The organism is Vibrio sp. SALL6, assembly GCF_002002385.1.
In the GTDB taxonomy this organism is placed as follows: domain Bacteria; phylum Pseudomonadota; class Gammaproteobacteria; order Enterobacterales; family Vibrionaceae; genus Vibrio; species Vibrio parahaemolyticus.
This window is the reverse complement of the sequence record NZ_MQVK01000008.1, coordinates 303,354-321,124: the sequence shown is the minus strand read 5'-3', so window position 1 is coordinate 321,124 and position 17,771 is coordinate 303,354. Positions and strand designations below refer to the sequence as shown.

At 45.1% G+C, this 17,771-nt stretch carries 19 protein-coding genes; 9 read left to right on the top strand and 10 right to left on the bottom strand.

Annotated elements, in window-relative coordinates:
* Positions 1–63: 63 nt before the first annotated feature.
* From frr to rpsB, 4 genes are all read right to left on the bottom strand, one after another.
* A complete protein-coding gene (gene frr / locus BIW15_RS05805) occupies positions 64–621 on the bottom strand; it encodes a ribosome recycling factor (RefSeq protein WP_005456723.1) in 558 nt (185 codons plus the stop codon).
* A gap of 96 nt (positions 622–717) precedes the next feature.
* Positions 718–1,449, bottom strand: coding sequence for a UMP kinase (pyrH, locus tag BIW15_RS05800; protein ID WP_077280676.1), 732 nt, complete (start codon positions 1,447–1,449; stop codon positions 718–720).
* A 148-nt stretch (positions 1,450–1,597) separates the two neighbouring features.
* Complete coding sequence (gene tsf / locus BIW15_RS05795) at positions 1,598–2,443, bottom strand: translation elongation factor Ts (RefSeq protein ID WP_005456729.1); 846 nt, start codon at positions 2,441–2,443, stop codon at positions 1,598–1,600.
* A 131-nt stretch (positions 2,444–2,574) separates the two neighbouring features.
* Complete coding sequence (gene rpsB / locus BIW15_RS05790; RefSeq protein WP_005456727.1) at positions 2,575–3,303, bottom strand: 30S ribosomal protein S2; 729 nt, start codon at positions 3,301–3,303, stop codon at positions 2,575–2,577.
* 397 nt (positions 3,304–3,700) lie between these two features.
* On the opposite strand from rpsB, the gene map reads away from it, so the two are divergent.
* From map to BIW15_RS05775, 3 genes are all read left to right on the top strand, one after another.
* On the top strand, positions 3,701–4,579 hold the full coding sequence (gene map / locus BIW15_RS05785; RefSeq protein WP_005456732.1) for a type I methionyl aminopeptidase: 879 nt from the start codon (positions 3,701–3,703) through the stop codon (positions 4,577–4,579).
* A 113-nt stretch (positions 4,580–4,692) separates the two neighbouring features.
* A complete protein-coding gene (glnD, locus tag BIW15_RS05780; protein WP_077280675.1) occupies positions 4,693–7,317 on the top strand; it encodes a bifunctional uridylyltransferase/uridylyl-removing protein GlnD in 2,625 nt (874 codons plus the stop codon).
* A gap of 142 nt (positions 7,318–7,459) precedes the next feature.
* Positions 7,460–7,843, top strand: coding sequence for a DUF3461 family protein (locus BIW15_RS05775; RefSeq protein WP_005456756.1), 384 nt, complete (start codon positions 7,460–7,462; stop codon positions 7,841–7,843).
* Positions 7,844–7,925: 82 nt separating this feature from the next.
* On the opposite strand, the gene truC is transcribed toward BIW15_RS05775, so the two are convergent.
* The gene (truC, locus tag BIW15_RS05770) at positions 7,926–8,693 is read right to left on the bottom strand and encodes a tRNA pseudouridine(65) synthase TruC (protein WP_005456757.1); all 768 of its coding nucleotides are present in this window, start codon (positions 8,691–8,693) and stop codon (positions 7,926–7,928) included.
* A gap of 5 nt (positions 8,694–8,698) precedes the next feature.
* A complete protein-coding gene (locus tag BIW15_RS05765) occupies positions 8,699–9,013 on the bottom strand; it encodes a YqcC family protein (RefSeq protein WP_023584124.1) in 315 nt (104 codons plus the stop codon).
* 79 nt (positions 9,014–9,092) lie between these two features.
* Between BIW15_RS05765 and BIW15_RS05760 the strand changes: the two genes are divergently transcribed.
* Both BIW15_RS05760 and BIW15_RS05755 read left to right on the top strand, forming a co-directional pair.
* Positions 9,093–10,130 carry a DUF3549 family protein gene (locus tag BIW15_RS05760; protein WP_029842165.1) on the top strand — a complete coding sequence of 346 codons (1,038 nt, stop codon included), beginning with the start codon at positions 9,093–9,095 and terminating at the stop codon, positions 10,128–10,130.
* A gap of 13 nt (positions 10,131–10,143) precedes the next feature.
* Entirely contained in the window at positions 10,144–10,443 is a 300-nt protein-coding gene (locus BIW15_RS05755; protein ID WP_005494258.1) for a DUF3301 domain-containing protein, read from the top strand.
* On the opposite strand, the gene BIW15_RS05750 is transcribed toward BIW15_RS05755, so the two are convergent.
* Positions 10,403–10,888, bottom strand: a complete 486-nt coding sequence (locus tag BIW15_RS05750; RefSeq protein ID WP_021452994.1) for a GNAT family N-acetyltransferase — start codon at positions 10,886–10,888, stop codon at positions 10,403–10,405. The two genes, BIW15_RS05755 and BIW15_RS05750, sit on opposite strands and share 41 nt — an antisense overlap.
* 895 nt (positions 10,889–11,783) lie before the next feature.
* On the opposite strand from BIW15_RS05750, the gene BIW15_RS05745 reads away from it, so the two are divergent.
* Together BIW15_RS05745 and BIW15_RS05740 are read left to right on the top strand one after the other, a co-directional pair.
* Complete coding sequence (locus BIW15_RS05745) at positions 11,784–12,071, top strand: hypothetical protein (RefSeq protein WP_015297146.1); 288 nt, start codon at positions 11,784–11,786, stop codon at positions 12,069–12,071.
* A gap of 2 nt (positions 12,072–12,073) precedes the next feature.
* On the top strand, positions 12,074–12,517 hold the full coding sequence (locus BIW15_RS05740; RefSeq protein WP_005456606.1) for a YaiI/YqxD family protein: 444 nt from the start codon (positions 12,074–12,076) through the stop codon (positions 12,515–12,517).
* A 130-nt stretch (positions 12,518–12,647) separates the two neighbouring features.
* Here BIW15_RS05740 and BIW15_RS05735 read toward each other — a convergent pair whose 3' ends face one another.
* The 3 genes from BIW15_RS05735 to BIW15_RS05720 all read right to left on the bottom strand — a co-directional run bounded on the left by BIW15_RS05735 (position 12,648) and on the right by BIW15_RS05720 (position 15,118).
* The gene (locus BIW15_RS05735) at positions 12,648–14,234 is read right to left on the bottom strand and encodes an AbgT family transporter (protein WP_005484923.1); all 1,587 of its coding nucleotides are present in this window, start codon (positions 14,232–14,234) and stop codon (positions 12,648–12,650) included.
* Between the two features lie 494 nt (positions 14,235–14,728).
* Positions 14,729–14,854: a type B 50S ribosomal protein L36 gene (ykgO, locus tag BIW15_RS05725; RefSeq protein ID WP_005380299.1), complete on the bottom strand. Its 126-nt coding sequence runs from the start codon at positions 14,852–14,854 to the stop codon at positions 14,729–14,731.
* 3 nt (positions 14,855–14,857) lie between these two features.
* Positions 14,858–15,118 carry a type B 50S ribosomal protein L31 gene (locus tag BIW15_RS05720; protein WP_005479047.1) on the bottom strand — a complete coding sequence of 87 codons (261 nt, stop codon included), beginning with the start codon at positions 15,116–15,118 and terminating at the stop codon, positions 14,858–14,860.
* Between the two features lie 122 nt (positions 15,119–15,240).
* Here BIW15_RS05720 and tsaA point away from each other — a divergent pair, with 122 nt between their 5' ends.
* Together tsaA and BIW15_RS05710 are read left to right on the top strand one after the other, a co-directional pair.
* Positions 15,241–15,936: a tRNA (N6-threonylcarbamoyladenosine(37)-N6)-methyltransferase TrmO gene (gene tsaA / locus BIW15_RS05715; protein ID WP_005456640.1), complete on the top strand. Its 696-nt coding sequence runs from the start codon at positions 15,241–15,243 to the stop codon at positions 15,934–15,936.
* A 111-nt stretch (positions 15,937–16,047) separates the two neighbouring features.
* Complete coding sequence (locus BIW15_RS05710) at positions 16,048–17,763, top strand: proline--tRNA ligase (protein ID WP_005479053.1); 1,716 nt, start codon at positions 16,048–16,050, stop codon at positions 17,761–17,763.
* Positions 17,764–17,771: the final 8 nt, after the last annotated feature.

Sequence of the window (17,771 nt, the reverse complement as noted above, 5' to 3'; positions counted from 1 at the left end):
TTAACACAAAAAAACGCTGCACTGTGAGCACAGCGTTTTCCAACAGTGATGTAGGTGGGAGTATTAAACTTCCATCAACTCTTTTTCTTTTGCAGCAAGAACTTCGTCGATCTTCTTAACTGCTACGTCAGTCAGCTTTTGGATCTCTTCTTGTGCTTTACGATCTTCGTCTTCAGAGATTTCTTTATCTTTTAGAAGCGCTTTTAGATCGTTGTTTGCGTCACGACGGATGTTACGTACTGCAACACGACCACCTTCAGCTTCACCACGAACGATCTTAACTAGGTCTTTACGACGCTCTTCTGTTAGCGGTGGAAGTGGAACGCGAATGATAGTACCAGCAGACATTGGGTTTAGACCAAGGTCAGACATCATGATCGCTTTTTCAACTTTTTGAGTTAGTTCTTTGTCGAAAACTGTGATTGCTAGTGTACGTGCGTCTTCAGCTACAACGTTCGCTACTTGATTAAGAGGAGTAGCAGCACCGTAGTACTCAACAGAGATACCAGATAGTAGGCTTGGGTGTGCACGACCAGTACGAACTTTAGAAAGGTTGTTCTTTAGCGCTTCAACGCTTTTGTCCATGCGCTCTTGCGCGTCTTTTTTGATTTCGTTAATCACGGTTTCACCTTAAAAATGTCATCTTTCCTGAAGAAAGCTTAAAAGGGTTGAGCAAAGCGAAACGCCATCCAACGTTGTTTGGATGGCGTATTAGAATTATGCGTTAGAGTTGATCAGCGTGCCTTCTGCTTCGCCCATCACCACGCGACGTAGTGCGCCTGGCTTGTTCATGTTAAATACGCGGATAGGCATTTTGTGGTCACGAGCAAGTGTGAACGCAGCCAAATCCATTACTTTAAGCTCTTTATCCAGAACTTCTGCGTAAGATAGCTTATCATACAGCTCTGCGTCTGGGTTTGCTACTGGGTCAGCAGTAAATACGCCATCAACTTTCGTTGCTTTTAGAACTACGTCAGCTTCGATTTCGATACCACGTAGACACGCAGCAGAGTCTGTTGTGAAGAATGGGTTACCAGTACCTGCTGAGAAGATTACAACGCGGCCTTGACGAAGTTCGCGAATTGCATCAGCCCAATTGTAGTCATCACATACGCCTTTAAGAGGAATTGCAGACATTACGCGCGCATTTACGTATGCACGGTGAAGAGCGTCACGCATCGCAAGGCCGTTCATTACTGTAGCAAGCATACCCATGTGGTCACCCACTACACGGTTCATACCAGCTTCTGCAAGACCAGCGCCACGGAACAGGTTACCGCCACCGATAACTACACCAACCTGAACACCCAGTTCAACAAGTTCTTTAACTTCTTGTGCCATACGATCAAGGATCGCAGGATCAATACCAAAACCGTCTTCACCTTGAAGAGCTTCACCACTCAGTTTTAATAGAATACGTTGATACGCTGGTTTAGGGTTCGTAGTCATGGAGTTTACCTTCCAAAGAGAGTTGTTGATTAACAGTCATGAATAATCACAAGCTTGCTTATGGTTATTCATCACGGCTAATCGTCTACTGCTCATAAAAAGACCGCAGCCAAGGCCACGGTCTAATCTTTACACAAGTCTCTAAGGATTAACCTTTTTGAGCTAGTGCAACTTCTTCAGCGAAGCTTAGGCCTTCTGCTTTCTCGATACCTTCACCAACTTCTAGGCGAACGAATGTAGCAACTGAAGCACCTTTTTCTTTCAGCATTTCACCTACAGTTTTCTTAGGTTCCATGATGAATGCTTGACCAGTTAGAGAGATTTCGCCTGTGAATTTCTTCATGCGGCCAACAACCATCTTCTCAGCGATCTCAGCTGGCTTGCCTTCGTTCATAGCGATTTCAACTTGAACTTCTTTCTCTTTAGCAACTACGTCAGCTGGTACATCTTCTGGGTTTACGTACTCTGGCTTAGAAGCAGCAACGTGCATTGCTACGTGCTTAAGAGTTTCAGCGTCGCCTTCACCAGCAACAACTACACCGATTTTCTCACCGTGACGGTAAGAAGCGATTGCAGTACCTTCAACGTATTGTACGCGACGGATGTTGATGTTCTCGCCGATTTTAGCAACTAGAGCAACGCGAGCTTCTTCGAATTGCGCTTGTAGTTCTTCAACTGTAGCTTTTGAAGCTAGCGCTGCAGCTGCAACTTCTTGTGCAAACGCAGTGAAGTTACCGTCTTTAGCAACGAAGTCAGTTTGGCAGTTAACTTCAAGAAGAACAGCTGAACCGTTTTCTTCTTTGATGATGATCGCACCTTCAGCTGCAACGTTACCAGCTTTCTTAGCTGCTTTCGCTGCGCCAGATTTACGCATGTTTTCAATTGCTAGTTCGATGTCAGCGTTTGCTTCTACAAGCGCTTTCTTACATTCCATCATGCCAGCGCCAGTGCGCTCGCGAAGTTCTTTAACTAGAGCAGCAGTTACAGTTGCCATTCTCTATTCCTCGTTTGATTCGAAATAAGGTAAAAAACAGGGGCCTACATTGTCGGCCCCCGATGCTAACTATAACTCAGTCTATGCTACAACAAGGTTTCACATAAACTAAGTGTGACACAGAGCCGCTATTATTCAGCTTCTACGAAGCCGTCTTTTTCAGCAACTACTGCAACGTCTTTGTTGCGACCTTCAGTTACTGCAGATGCAGCAGCGTTTAGGTATAGTTGAACTGCGCGGATCGCGTCGTCGTTACCTGGGATGATGTAGTCAACGCCGTCTGGGTTAGAGTTAGTATCTACCACAGCGTATACTGGAATACCTAGGTTGTTAGCTTCTTTGATTGCAATGTGTTCGTGATCAGCGTCGATTACGAATAGAGCGTCTGGTAGGCCGCCCATGTCTTTGATACCACCAAGAGATTTCTCTAGCTTCTCCATTTCACGAGTGCGCATTAGAGCTTCTTTCTTAGTTAGTTTGTCGAAAGTACCGTCTTGAGATTGAATCTCAAGTTCTTTTAGACGCTTGATTGACTGACGAACAGTTTTGTAGTTCGTTAGCATACCGCCCAACCAGCGGTTGTTCACGTAGAACTGGTTGCTAGCGATTGCAGCTTCTTTAACAGCTTCAGATGCAGCGCGCTTAGTACCTACGAATAGAACTTTACCTTTTTTCTCGCCAACTTTAGCTAGTTCAGCTAGAGCTTCGTTGAACATTGGTACAGTTTTTTCTAGGTTGATGATGTGAACGCGGTTACGAGCACCAAAGATGAATGGCTTCATTTTTGGGTTCCAGTAACGAGTTTGGTGACCGAAGTGAACACCAGCTTTCAGCATATCGCGCATTGATACAGTTGCCATTTTAAAATCCTCTATGGGGTTAGGCCTCCACATCCCCCATAATTCCGACCAAGCTTCTGCTCAGCACCCCGGAACATGTGACGGAATGTGTGTGATTTAAAGATAAAAAGGTTAATCGGATGAAGCTTGCTTCGCCGCTTAGCTTTTGCAGAGCGAAGAGAACAGTCCTCTATTCCGGCGCGCTTTATATCATATTTTAGCTCAAGATGGCTAGTAAAAATTGTTTCTTATACTTGTCACATTAGCAGGAATGCTACCCTACTCTCGGCCAGATTCTATTACTACACTTCAAGTAAGAATGACTCATATTCTTAACTGGCTTGGGTTAACCGCCAGATGTCTGATAGAATGCGGCCATTCGCACGTTTACGTGCTTACGAATAAGTAGAGAAAGCCAATGTCAATCAAGATTAAAACTGCTGAAGAAATCGAACGCATGCGCATTGCGGGCAAGCTGGCCGCAGAAATTCTAGAAATGATCGAACCACATATTCAGGTGGGAGTTACGACAGACGAACTGAACAAAATCTGTCATGAATACGCTCTAGAAAAAGGCGCATACTCTGCACCGCTTGATTACCATGGTTTCCCTAAGTCGATTTGTACGTCTATCAACCATATTGTTTGTCACGGTATTCCTGCTGAAAAAGACGAGATTGGTAGCAACGGCCAAATGAAGCCGGCGGTACTAAAAGATGGCGACATTCTTAACGTTGATATCACTGTGATCATCCCGAACGATGAGAATGCAGACCTAAGTGTACGCCCTCAAGGCTACCACGGTGACACATCTAAAATGTTCCTAGTCGGTGATGTTTCACCAGCCAACAAACGTCTATGCATGGTTGCTCAAGAAGCACTTTATGTCGGTATGCGTACCGTTAAACCAGGTTCAACTGTTGGTGATATCGGTACAGCTATCGAGAAATACATCAAAGAAAACAATAAGAACAACCCTCGCAATAAGTTCTCTATTGTTAAAGACTTCTGTGGTCACGGTATAGGTGATGAGTTCCACGAAGAACCACAAGTGGTTCACTACAAGAACAAAGACCGCCGCGTACTTAAAGAAGGCATGTGTTTCACTATTGAACCAATGATCAACGCAGGTAAATTCGGTTGTACTGTTGACGCACAAGACGACTGGACTGTATACACAGGTGACGGTAAAAACTCAGCGCAATGGGAACACACTATCGTGGTAACCAAAGATGGTTGTGAAGTATTAACGCTACGCAGTGATGATACGATTCCTCGCCTAATGAAAAATGCGTAACCAAGAATGACTTCAATATCCCCGCTCATGCGGGGATATTTTTTATCTCCGCGAGATTTGTTAAATTAGAAAGGTTTGTAGATCTTTACTTTTAGCTTGCACGGATAGCAAATATGCCACTTCAGTCCCCTCTTACGTTTTCCGACGAACAAATCAATATCGGCGAACTAAAACAAGAGTTAGAAAAATTCAGCTCAACCCAAAAACAAGAGTTTCTTAATCATCACCCTGTGACCAGCTTAGTATTGGCTCGCGCAGAGTACATGGACTTGTTGCTGACGCGTTTATGGCAATACTTCGGTTTTAATGACATTTACAACATCTCATTAGTGGCCGTGGGCGGATATGGTCGCGGTGAACTGCATCCGTTGTCCGACATAGACATTCTCGTTCTTTCTAACAACAAACTGCCGACTGCGTTAGAAGCGAAAATCAGCGAATTTATTACCTTACTATGGGACTTAAAACTGGAAGTTGGCCATGCGGTTCGCACTGTCAATGAATGTGCACAAATCGGTCGTGACGATCTAACGGTTGCCACTAACCTACAAGAAGCACGTCTGCTTTGTGGCAGCGAAGACACATTCCAAGCTCTAAAAAAGGTCGTGCTATCCGACTCTTTCTGGCCGAGCGAAACCTTCTACCGCGCAAAAATCCAAGAACAACGCGAACGTCATGCTCGCTACCACGATACGACCTATAACTTAGAGCCCGATATCAAATCGACCCCAGGAGGTCTTCGCGATATTCACACTTTGAGCTGGGTAGCGCGTCGTCACTTTGGCGCCACATCTCTGCTAGAGATGAGCCGTTACGGCTTTCTCACCGATGCGGAATACCGCGAACTGGTGGAGTGTCAGGACTTCTTGTGGCGTATCCGCTTTGCACTGCACATTGAACTTCGCCGATACGACAACCGTTTGACCTTCGCACATCAAGCACAAGTGGCCGAAAACCTCGGTTATGTTGGTGAAGGCAATCGCGGCGTCGAGATGATGATGAAAGAGTTTTATCGCACACTTCGTCGCGTCGCAGAATTAAACAAAATGCTGCTCAAACTGTTTGATCAAGCCATCATCAATGGTGGCGCGACTGAAAACGCAGAAATTTTGGATGCAGATTTTCAACGCCGTGGATCGTTAATCGAAGCCAGAAAACCCGCGCTATTCCAAGCCAGACCTGAAACTATTCTTGATATGTTTTTGCATATCGCGAACGACTCAACCATTGAGGGGGTAAGCCCTCCAACCCTGCGCCAACTGCGTACTGCACGTCGCCGCTTAAACAAATTTTTGCACACGATTCCAGCGGCTCGTGAAAAATTCTTAGCGTTATGTCGACACCCAAATGCACTTCATAAAGCGTTCAGTTTGATGCATAGACTTGGGGTCATGGCCGCATATTTACCGCAATGGAGCCAGATTGTTGGTCAGATGCAGTTCGACCTGTTCCACGCTTACACGGTCGACGAGCACAGCATTCGCCTACTCAAACACATCAATACCTTTAACAATCCAGACAACCACGCGAAGCATCCGATTTGTTGCGACATATACCCTCGCATGCAAAAGAAAGAACTGCTGATCATCGCAGCAATCTTCCATGATATTGGTAAAGGTCGCGGTGGTGATCACTCAGTGATTGGTGAAGGTGAAGCGTACGATTTCTGTATTGAACACGGGCTGTCGAAGCCAGAAGCTAAGTTAGTGGGCTGGCTGGTGAGGCATCACCTTCTCATGTCAGTCACCGCACAACGACGCGATATTTACGATCCTGACGTCATTACAGAGTTTGCGAAACAAGTTCGTGACGAAGAATCTCTTGAGTATTTAGTGTGTCTCACGGTTGCGGATATTTGCGCAACCAATCCAGAGTTGTGGAATGCTTGGAAACGCACGCTGCTTGCCGAGCTCTTCTACTCAACGCAACGCGCACTGCGTCGCGGATTAGAAAATCCGGTTGATGTGCGTGAGCGTATTCGCCATAACCAACAGATGGCTTCCGCATTGCTGCGCAAAGAAGGGTTTTCTGCGCGCCAAATCGAAGTGTTGTGGCAACGATTCAAAGCCGACTATTTCTTGCGCCATACTCACACTCAAATCGCTTGGCATTGTGCGCATTTGCTGCGTATGGATGATCCAAACAAGCCGCTGGTACTTATCAGCAAAAAGGCTACGCGCGGTGGAACAGAAGTGTTCGTTTACACCAAAGATCAACCAGCGTTGTTTGCTACCGTGGTGGCGGAGCTCGACCGTCGTAACTTTAACGTTCATGACGCCCAAATCATGACCAGCAAAGACGGCCACGTGATTGATACCTTCATGGTGCTCGATCAACATGGAGAAGCCATTGACGAATCTCGACATGCAGCCGTGATTAAACACCTCACTCACGTACTGGAAGCGGGTCGTCCGACGAAGATTAAAACGCGCCGCACCCCAAATAAACTTCAACACTTCAATGTGAAAACCAAAGTCGATTTCTTACCAACAAAAGGGAAGAAACACACCTTGATGGAGTTTGTAGCACTTGATACTCCGGGACTACTAGCCAAAGTCGGACGTACTTTTGCCGATTTAAATATCAACCTCCACGGCGCAAAGATCACGACCATCGGCGAACGAGCAGAGGACTTATTTATTCTCACTAGCGAAGCTGGCGGTAGACTCAGCGAAGAACAGCAAAATGAATTGAGAGACAAACTGATCGAGAAGTTATCTGACGCCGTCACTGCCTAATTCGAAACTGCCAAAACATCCGGTTCAGAGTGAGGGCGATCTTGTCCACAAGTTGAGCAATTTGGCTAAATATCAGCTATCTAGCTCATACATAGGCTGCTACAGTTATATCAATATCAATTAGATGTAATAGAGGTAGCCTATGTATCCCCACCTCACTGGTTTGGGTATTCATGATCCCAAGCAGATTGAACGTTATTCCCTACGTCAAGAAGCACATAAAGACGTGCTCAAAATCTACTTCCATAAGCAAAAAGGCGAGTTCTTTGCCAAAAGCGTCAAATTCAAATACCCACGCCAAGTAAAAAATGTCTTAGTTGATAGCGGTAGTCATAAATACAAGGAAGTAACGGAAATCAACCGTAACCTTACTTTGGTTATCGACGAACTCAACAAGATCACAAAACCAGCGAAAGTGTCTGAATTGGATGTAAAACAAAAGATTCTTTCTGATCTTCGCCATTTAGAAAAAGTCGTTTCTAGCAAGATCGCCGAGATCGAAGCGGATCTAGAAAAACTCAAATAGCCTTTAAGAATCGGTAAACAACAAAAAGGGTTGGTAAACATGCCAACCCTTTTCTATTTCTCTTCGCGAGAGCACAGCCTCTTTACTTAACGAGCTCTTCGTCCCACTCAAATCGAGTAAACAATTGCTGCCACGTATCGTCGATACTCGCTTTCATCACCAGCTCTTCATTTGTAAACGGATGCACAAAACGCAGCTCCGAAGCATGTAACAGCAAGCGGTGTGAATCAAATTCGTTACGGAACAATTTGTTGTGTTTACCATCACCGTGCGATGTGTCCCCCACAATTGGGTGACGTAGGTGGGCCATGTGACGACGCAATTGGTGCTTGCGACCAGTCTTGGGCTTCATTTCCATCAAACAGTAGCGCGTTGTTGGGAACTTGCCCGTCGAATAAGGCACTTCCACTTTCGCCAGTGGTTTGTAAGCGGTTACGGCCTCTTGAGCTTCTTTTTCTTGTGAGGCGAACTTATCTGCAATTTTGTCTAATTCGACTTTTAACGCGTAATCTAAAACGCCCTCTTCCTCAATCCAACCACGGACAATCGCGTGATAGGTCTTCTCCATTTTGTGCTCAGCAAACATAGGCATCACTTGAGAAGCCACTTCACTGGAGAGCGCAAACACCAAAACGCCAGAAGTCGGACGATCCAAGCGATGCAACGGAAAGACATGCTGACCAATTTGGTCTCGCAGAGTCTGCATGACAAACTGAGTTTCGTGTTTATCTAGCCAACTGCGATGAACCAACATGCCGGCGGGCTTGTTCACCGCAACAAAATACTCATCTTGATAAACAATCTCCAACTCTACTGGAGCCACGGTTTGTGATGTTTCTTGTTCTGACATTGAAGTTACTTACATAGTTCGTCGATAGTTCGAATCGTGTTCAAAAGCTCTGCGTACTGCGGCTCTTGCTTCCACGCTTCTGCAAAATAAGGTTCAATAGAGAAACCTCTTGGCAAAGGTTGGCTACTTTCTACTAAAGCGTGCATTCGAGCAATAAAAATCCACTGCAACCATTCATGTGGATCAAGCGTATCTATCGCGAAAGGCTCCACACTTTGCAACGCTTCTGGCGACGGCATGGTTTGTTGCCATAGCTCGTGCTTTTGAAGTTGTGCTTCAAGTTGGTACAGTAATTCCACCAGTTTTGTGCTTGTAGTCATTAACTTTTACATCTCGAACCTTGAATTAGCCGAGAATGATACCATTTCTTGTCAAAAGAACGTTAGGACGTCGTATTTAATGGAAAACATTCAAACCCTCACCCAGTTACTGAAAAACAGTCATTGTGAATATCAAATCTTCGACCTTGGCCGACGCATCAAAACGATCGATTCACAATTGTTCGCCGATGTTGAAAAAGGTCAGTGCCCTTACCCATACCCAATGCAGCGTAAAGCACATTTAGCGATTGCTTATTGGAATGAACAAAAACAACCTTGGATTTGGTTTTTAAAGTTTGAACTGGATGAGCGCGGCTTACTCAAGCAATCTGATATTGGCAACTTCATTAAATACGTAGTTGAAGCCATGGGCACTCGTCTAAGCGAAGAGATGTCTGAAGAGCAACAACAAAAACTCTCCAATAATCCATACACGTTCAAACCTTCTGAAGACAAAATGGCGGTATTCCACAGCCAAGTTCGAGCAAATTTGGGTCTACCCACCAGCCAATATTACGAACATACACAGCACTACTTCACAGGCGGCCTAGGCTGGGAAAACTGGCAGACGGTTGGCCTGCAAGGAATCACCGATATCGCCGCACGCCTTGGTAAAGAGCAAAATGCGGTCACTCTGCGTAAAGCTCTCAATCATTTACCTAACGAGCCTCTATACGCACTGCTTGGTACTCTTGAGCATGTCGACTTACAAGAACGACTAGCGCAGCGTATCGCAGAAAAAGCGCAGCAAGAGATTCACAGCACAGAACCAGATTTGTTCTTGCTATCGGCATTAACTCGAGCGTTAGCAGGCGCTCCAACTGAAATCTCTTTGCCAGTACTAGAAGCGATTTTGCAAAGCCCTCGTTTAAGTCACCAAGAAGTACTGATCGGTATTGCGGGACGAGCATGGCATCTTCTTTCTGATGCAAAAATCGCTGAACAATTTTTGCTGCGACTCGCACAAACAGGCAATCAAACCCTGTTCAATCAATTATTTGCCGATTTAGTTATGCTGCCAGAACTAAGAATGGTATTGCTACCTTTGCTGCACTCTAGCCCATCGGAAGAGCTAGCCACTGCACTCATCAAATTGCAGCAAGCCACAAAGGGATAAGAAAGGATTAAGGATGATAGGAGATCTACTGGCAATACTTGGACTGTGCTTTTTCTGTTTTCTATTTTGGCAACAACGACGTCAATCTGAGTTAGCCAAAGTTGCCATCTCACGAAAATGCGAGCAATTAGATCTTCAGCTCGTTAGCATCGCTTTTGGAGCACACAAACTGAAAACGCCAGACGGAGTCTGGCGTTGGCATACAGTGTATCAATTTGAGTTTTCATCTCTTGGCGATGACTGCTATCAAGGCCAATTGACAATGGTTGGATTCAGGCCGCAGAGCTTTCACCTACCGCCACATCGCTTGTAAATTCCATTTCAAAGTAAGGGCCGAATAAGTCCTTACTTTCTCTTGTTTTAACAAATCCCAGTTTTTCCAATACCGCCATTGATGCTTGGTGATTGCTGTTTACATTCGCTTTCACCTTATGTAGTTCCAATTCGCGGCACGCTTTAGGGAAAAACGCTTTTAGCGCTTCTGTCGCTAGCCCTTTACCCCAATACGCCTTATCAAAAATAAAACCTAACTCGGGTTCGGAATCGAGATGGGAAATGAATACATGCCCCATATAGTCACGGCTCGTACTCTCAAGTACCGCCATACTATAAATATTTTCGTCATCCAGTATTTTCTCAAACAATTGTTTGGCAGAGGCTACTGTATGAGGACCATTCATTTCGGCACGGTTTTTCGCGCAGCAATTAAGCATAACGAATTCTAGTTGCAACGACTCATTGTAGGGTAGAAGAAGCATTCTTCTGGTTACTATGGCCACATCTGTTCCTTGATTACAGCAAACTTAATTAATCCGCATATCACAAGCTAAGCGAAGCTGAGCCTGCCAAGTGACTGCGGGAGATAACGCCTTGTAGAGAAGCCGAAAGTTAAACCAACTGATTGGAAAGGATATTGATCTGGATTGTTTTTTATTAAGTGTTATTAGGATTTTATAAATTTTGTGATATTGACGGTTTTACCATCGAAAATAAGAAAGACCCCGACACGAATGTATCGGGGTCATGGTCTTACTCGCAGCAGTCCGGCTACTAAATAGTGCTCCATGCATCATCCATAATAGTGGCTGATTCCGTCAGCTCAGTCCTTACGTCGCCGTCCTAGCGGTGTCCTTATCATCCTGATAGCTAACATTCCCCGTTAGCGCACATCACTTGTTCCTTGAGCGGTGTCCCTTGCATCTTCCTGATGCTGTCCATAACCTCAATCCTATGAGGGGTCCATTGTCTATCCTTAGTCATCAACATCCTATTGATGATTGTTTCCTTACAATGTCCTGCGCTCCATGCTTGATCAATCATCCTGATTAACCAAATCGTCTTCCTGACGATAACCAAATCCTTGGTGCTTTCCTGTTCCGTGTCTGCTTCCTGCTGACAAGGTTAAATTTACGCTTTTCCTTAGCTTTCACAATCTACCCTAAAACAATTTTTTTTATTCGTAACGGTTAATAAAATGTTAAACCATTAATTATCAAAAGCTTACATTGAATCCCTTCTGTAAAACTGATGACGAAATCGTTTTCTCTTACACGCTATGTAAGAGATCTCTCACAACCCACTACCGAAATTGCTATTCGCTAAATCCCACCTCTCAAAGTATGATGACAACTATATCGTTATTAAGGATTGAAAATGTTAACTCAAGACGTCACGAAAGAGCTGGAAGCTGTGATGGAGCAGCTGCAACGAGAAGGGAAAGAGCCAACGGTTGCACTAGTGAAAGCACGTATGAAGACACCAGTCCCAATGCCTGCACTCATTACTGTTATCAAAAGCTGGAAGAGCGCGAATCATGTCCCAAAAGTAGAAGTCACTGCGCCACTATCGAAAGAAGAAGATCGCCTAACGGCACTTGAAAACACAGTCGCAAAATTAACCGCTCGTATTGAAGAGCTAGAAGCAAAACTGGGTGAGAAATAAGAATGAAGTTATGGGTAGATGCAGACGCTTGTCCTAAAGTGATCCGTGAGACCATCGTGCGTGCCGCAGAACGAACCGGTGTAGAGTGCACCTTTGTCGCTAATCACGTTGTACCAGTGCCAAAAAGAGCCAACATTCACTCACTTCAAGTCCCTGCAGGTTTTGATATTGCTGACAACGAAATTGTTCGTCGTGTGGAGCCAAATGATTTGGTCATCACATCCGATATCCCACTTGCCGATGAAGTCATCACTAAAGGCGCTCTAGCGTTGAGCTCTCGTGGCGAGCTTTACACCAAAGACACCATCAAAGCGCGTCTTAATATTCGTGACTTTATGGAAACCATGCGCTCAAGCGGTATTCAAACTGGCGGGCCTGCGGCACTTTCGCAAACCGAACGCCGAGAGTTTGCAAACCATCTGGATAGAATCCTCGCGAAGCGATAAAGGGCTTTCATTCAAGCATTGAAATGATCCATCGATGAAATAAGACTCAACAGAGTTCGTACTTAAAACATGCAAAAAAGCCTGCGAATATCGCAGGCTTTTTTTGGAGCTATGTGAGGTGCCCTAAGTATTACGGTGTGTAATACGTTGCAGCGCCCGGGCCGACTGGTAGACCAAATACGAATACCCATAGGTAGAACAGCAGGCTCCAACCTACGATAAAGCAGATTGAGTAAGGCAGCATGGTCGCGATCAGCGTACCGATACCTAGATTCTTCATGTAGCGAGTCGCTACCGCCAAAATCAAACCAAAGTAGCTCATCATCGGTGTGATGATGTTCGTGGTTGAATCACCGATACGGTAAGCCGCTTGAATGGTTTCTGGAGCATAACCCACTAGCATTAGCATTGGTACGAAGATAGGAGCTGTCACGGCCCACTGCGCCGATGCAGAACCGATCATCAGGTTAATGAAGCCACACATCAGAATGAATGCGAAGAACAACATAGGGCCAGTCAGACCGATACTTTGCAGGAAGTCAGCACCTGCAACGGCAAATACTTGGCCAAAGTTCGTCCACTTAAAGAAAGCAACAAACTGCGCAGCGAAGAACACCAACACGATGTACATGCCCATCGAAGACATTGATTTAGACATCGCATCGATAACATCACGGTCGGTTTTCATCGTGCCAACGACTTTACCGTATACAAAGCCAGGGATAGCAAAGAATACGAAGATGAAAGCTACGATACTTTTCAGGAATGGGGATCCTGCAACAGTGCCAGCGTCTGAACGTAGGATGCCGTCTTCTGGAACAATCGTCCAGGCCAACAAAGCAGACACAACCAACACAGCAAGACCAGCAACTTTCAGACCTTTCTTCTCAAGGTCAGTTAGGTTGCCCATTTTGTCGTTAGACAAATCTTCAGCCGCTTCTTCTTCGTTGTACTTGCCAAGTTTCGGCTCAACGATTTTCTCTGTAACGAATGCACCCATACCCGCGATGAAGAACGTCGACACAAACATGAAGTACCAGTTTACTTCTGGTCCAACAGTGTAAGTCGGGTCAATCATTTGAGCTGCTGTCTCAGTAATACCTGAAAGCAGTGGGTCAACCGTACCAATTAGAAGGTTTGCTGAGTAACCGCCCGATACACCAGCAAATGCTGCCGCAAGACCAGCAAGAGGATGACGACCAAGGGAATGGAAAAGCATTGCAGCAAGTGGGATAAGAACCACGTAGCCAAGCTCAGAAGCGGTATTTGAAATGATACCAGCAAAAACAACCGTAACCGTCACCATACGTTGTGACGCGCCCATTACTAGGCCACGCATTGCTGCTGAAAGTAGGCCCGAGTATTCCGCAATTGCAACACCAAGCATCGCAACCAATACCGTGCCTAACGGTGCGAAACCAACAAAGTTTTTCACTAGATTGGTAACAATAAGCTCTAGACCGTCAGCGTTAAGTAAGCTGACCACTTGAATCATGCCGTCTGCAGCACGACCTTTTGCTCCCTCAGGACGAGGATCGACAACCGATACTTCGAAGTAACCAGCTATACCCGACATCACCAAAATGGCTAAACAGAAAATGGCAAATAGTGTGATCGGGTGGGGCAACAGGTTCCCCAAATATTCGACAGTATCCAAAAAGCGCGTAAACAACGGCTTCTTAGGTGAGTTTTGTTTAATTGAAGCAGATGAACTCATCTGTTCCCTCCTTGTTTTTATTCCTGTGCAATTGTGAAAAAAATGTCACAAAGCGAGCGAAGGGTACTTGAGTAAAGAGTCAATTAAAAGCCAAAAACGTTACAAATTGTAAATCAATGGCAAATTTATAACCAGTTATTTGCATAAATGTAGATATTTCATCCATATAAAACAAATTAACCAACATTATAAATCAAACAAAGCTATAACCATTAGATATGCAGGAATGCCTAATCCCTATATAAAGTCGAATGCAAAGATAGTGTGTGGTGTAAGCTCAAAGAGCCGAGCAGTCTGGCAAACGTTCAATTTTGACTTGAATAACGATGAAGTCGTGCCAGTAAAAACCATGCCAAGCACGAGCGAATAAACGTTGGCACTTGGCGAGTATTAGGTGGGCGTGTAGATTCAGAGCTGCTGAGGCAATCATCCGTTGTCATGGACGAAAATACCTTCAATTTCGCTACACACCCCTTTGTTGTTCGTTTCTACTGTTATTTTTGTACAGCTTTGAACCTCGGATTTGTCTTACAAATAACGTACAAGCGCCCTCTTCTTTTCACTATCTGACAGTCAGGATGACGGCTCTTCGCGCTTTTAAGTGATTTCACAACTTTCATGACTTATTCCTTCTCACTAGTAAATTGACCAAAACGACGGTTGAAGTTAGCAATACGCCCTTCCGCTTGAACCACGCGTTGCTTACCTGTGTAAAACGGATGAGAAGACGACGACACATCCAATGTGAAGTACGGGTATGTTTTTCCGTCTTTCCACTCAATGGTGCGATCGGTTTTCAATGTTGAGCCGACAACAAAGTATTCATCCACACTTGTGTCATGAAACACCACTGGACGATAGTCAGGATGGATTCCTGGTTTCATTTCAATTTCCTTCAAATTAAATTGTTATGTTATAACATTTTAATTAATAATCATTCCCAATAAGAAATGCAAGAGAAATTTGTGATACTTTTTCACTTAAATGAATCTTGAAGAAATTTGCTATGTATTCGATTGAGCCGATTGGCATCATTGAAACCCCTTACAAAGAGAAGTTTGCCGTCCCTCGCCAACCGCGCCTAATTCCAGCCGCTAAAGCGCGAGTAAAACTGTTAGGCGAGGCAAATAGCCCAGAAGCGGTGCGCGGATTAGAACAGTTCTCTCACGTCTGGTTATTGTTTCTGTTTGACCAAAATTTGGAGGCAGGATGGAAACCAACCGTACGGCCTCCTCGTTTGGGTGGCAATGAGCGTATTGGCGTGTTTGCTTCACGCTCTACCTTTCGACCAAATGGCATTGGAATGTCGGCAGTCGAAATGAAAGGCATCACGAAGAAAGGTGATCAAATATATATTGATCTTGGCAGTGTTGATTTGGTCGATGGCACACCGATTGTCGACATCAAACCTTATATTCCTTACTCAGATGCCATTCCTGAAGCGATTGGCGGCTACGCTGGTGAGGAGCCTGAAAAATCGAACGTCACCTTTTCGTCTCAAGCATTGGCGATGCTAGCAAAGCGATCCGATACTCAATATGTACAATCGGTGATCGAACAAGTTCTGGCGCAGGATCCACGTCCTGCATACAAGAAGAACAAACCGGATACCAAGGAATATGCGGTAAATTTGTTCGATCTGAACGTTAAGTTCAGCGTGAATAGCAACTTAATAACAGTTACGGCGATTGAAAGCTTTTGACAAAGCCAATTGGCTGATATTATAGACGGCTAACAATTTTCCCTTCTTGGGACCTTCATACTCCTGTCCATTCTGGCTTGAGTAACTAACTTTAATAAACGGATAAATTTAATGCGTACCAGTAATTATCTTCTTTCTACTCTGAAGGAGACTCCAAACGACGCAGAAGTAGTGAGCCACCAGCTCATGCTACGTGCAGGTATGATCCGTAAGCTGGCTTCAGGTCTTTACACCTGGCTGCCTACTGGTCTACGTGTGCTGCGTAAAGTCGAAAACATCGTTCGTCAAGAAATCGACAATGCAGGTGCAGTCGAAACTTTGATGCCCGTTGTTCAGCCGTTTGAACTATGGGAAGAGACAGGCCGCAGCGAGAAGATGGGTCCTGAGCTACTTCGCTTTACTGACCGTCATGTTCGTCCGTTTGTACTTAGCCCAACAGCTGAAGAAGTGATCACTAGCCTTGTGCGTAATGAAGTGAGCTCTTACAAACAGCTTCCGCTAAACCTGTACCAAATCCAAACTAAATTCCGTGACGAACGTCGTCCACGTTTCGGCGTAATGCGTGCACGCGAATTCTGCATGATGGATGCATACAGCTTCGACATCGACAAAGCAGGTCTAGAGAAATCTTACCAAGCAATGCACGATGCTTACTGTAAAGCATTTGACCGTATGGGTCTTGAGTACCGTCCAGTACTTGCGGACTCAGGCGCTATCGGTGGTAGCGGCTCTCAAGAGTTCCACGTACTTGCAGACAGCGGCGAAGATCTAATTGCATTCTCTACTGAGTCTGATTACGCAGCGAACATCGAAAAAGCAGAAGCGTTAGCGCCTGCGGTAGAACGCGCAGAACCAACTCAAGAAATGACACTAGTTGATACTCCAAACGCGAAAACAATCGCAGAGTTGGTTGAGCAACACGGTCTACCTATCGAGAAAACCGTTAAAACGCTATTTGTTAAGGCGTCTGACGAAATCGATGCACCAATCATTGCGTTGATCGTTCGTGGTGACCACGAGCTAAACGAAGTGAAAGCAGAAAACCTACCTCAAGTGGCTTCTCCACTAGAGATGGCATCAGAAGAAGAAATTCGTGAACTGATCGGTGCTGGCCCTGGTTCTCTTGGCCCTGTAGGCCTTGAACTGCCATTCATCGTTGACCGCAGCGTAGCAGTCATGAGCGACTTTGGCGCTGGCGCAAACATCGACGGTAAACACTACTTCGGTATTAACTGGGGTCGTGACGTTGAACTGGGTCAAGTAGAAGATCTACGTAACGTAGTAGAAGGCGATCCAAGCCCATGTGGTAAAGGTACGCTAATGCTGAAACGTGGTATCGAAGTTGGTCATATCTTCCAACTTGGTAACGTTTACTCAGAAGCAATGAACTGTAGCGTTCTTGGCCCTGACGGTAAAAACGTAATCCTAGAGATGGGTTGTTACGGCATCGGTGTATCGCGTGTTGTTGCTTCTGCGATTGAACAGAACCACGACAAATACGGAATCATTTGGCCAGACGCAATTGCACCTTTCCAAGTAGCAATCGTGCCAATGAACATGCACAAATCTGAGCGCGTAAAAGAAGCAGCAGAGAAGCTATACGCGGAACTAACTGCTATGGGCATCGAAGTTCTATTTGATGACCGTAAAGAACGCCCAGGTGTAATGTTCTCTGACATCGAGTTGATCGGTATCCCTCACACTATCGTGATTGGCGATCGCAGCATGGATGAAGGTAACTTCGAATACAAAAACCGTCGTACTGGCGAGAAAACTCCAGTAGCGATGGCGGATATTGTTGAGCACGTTAAATCTCAACTTAAATAAACGCCTAA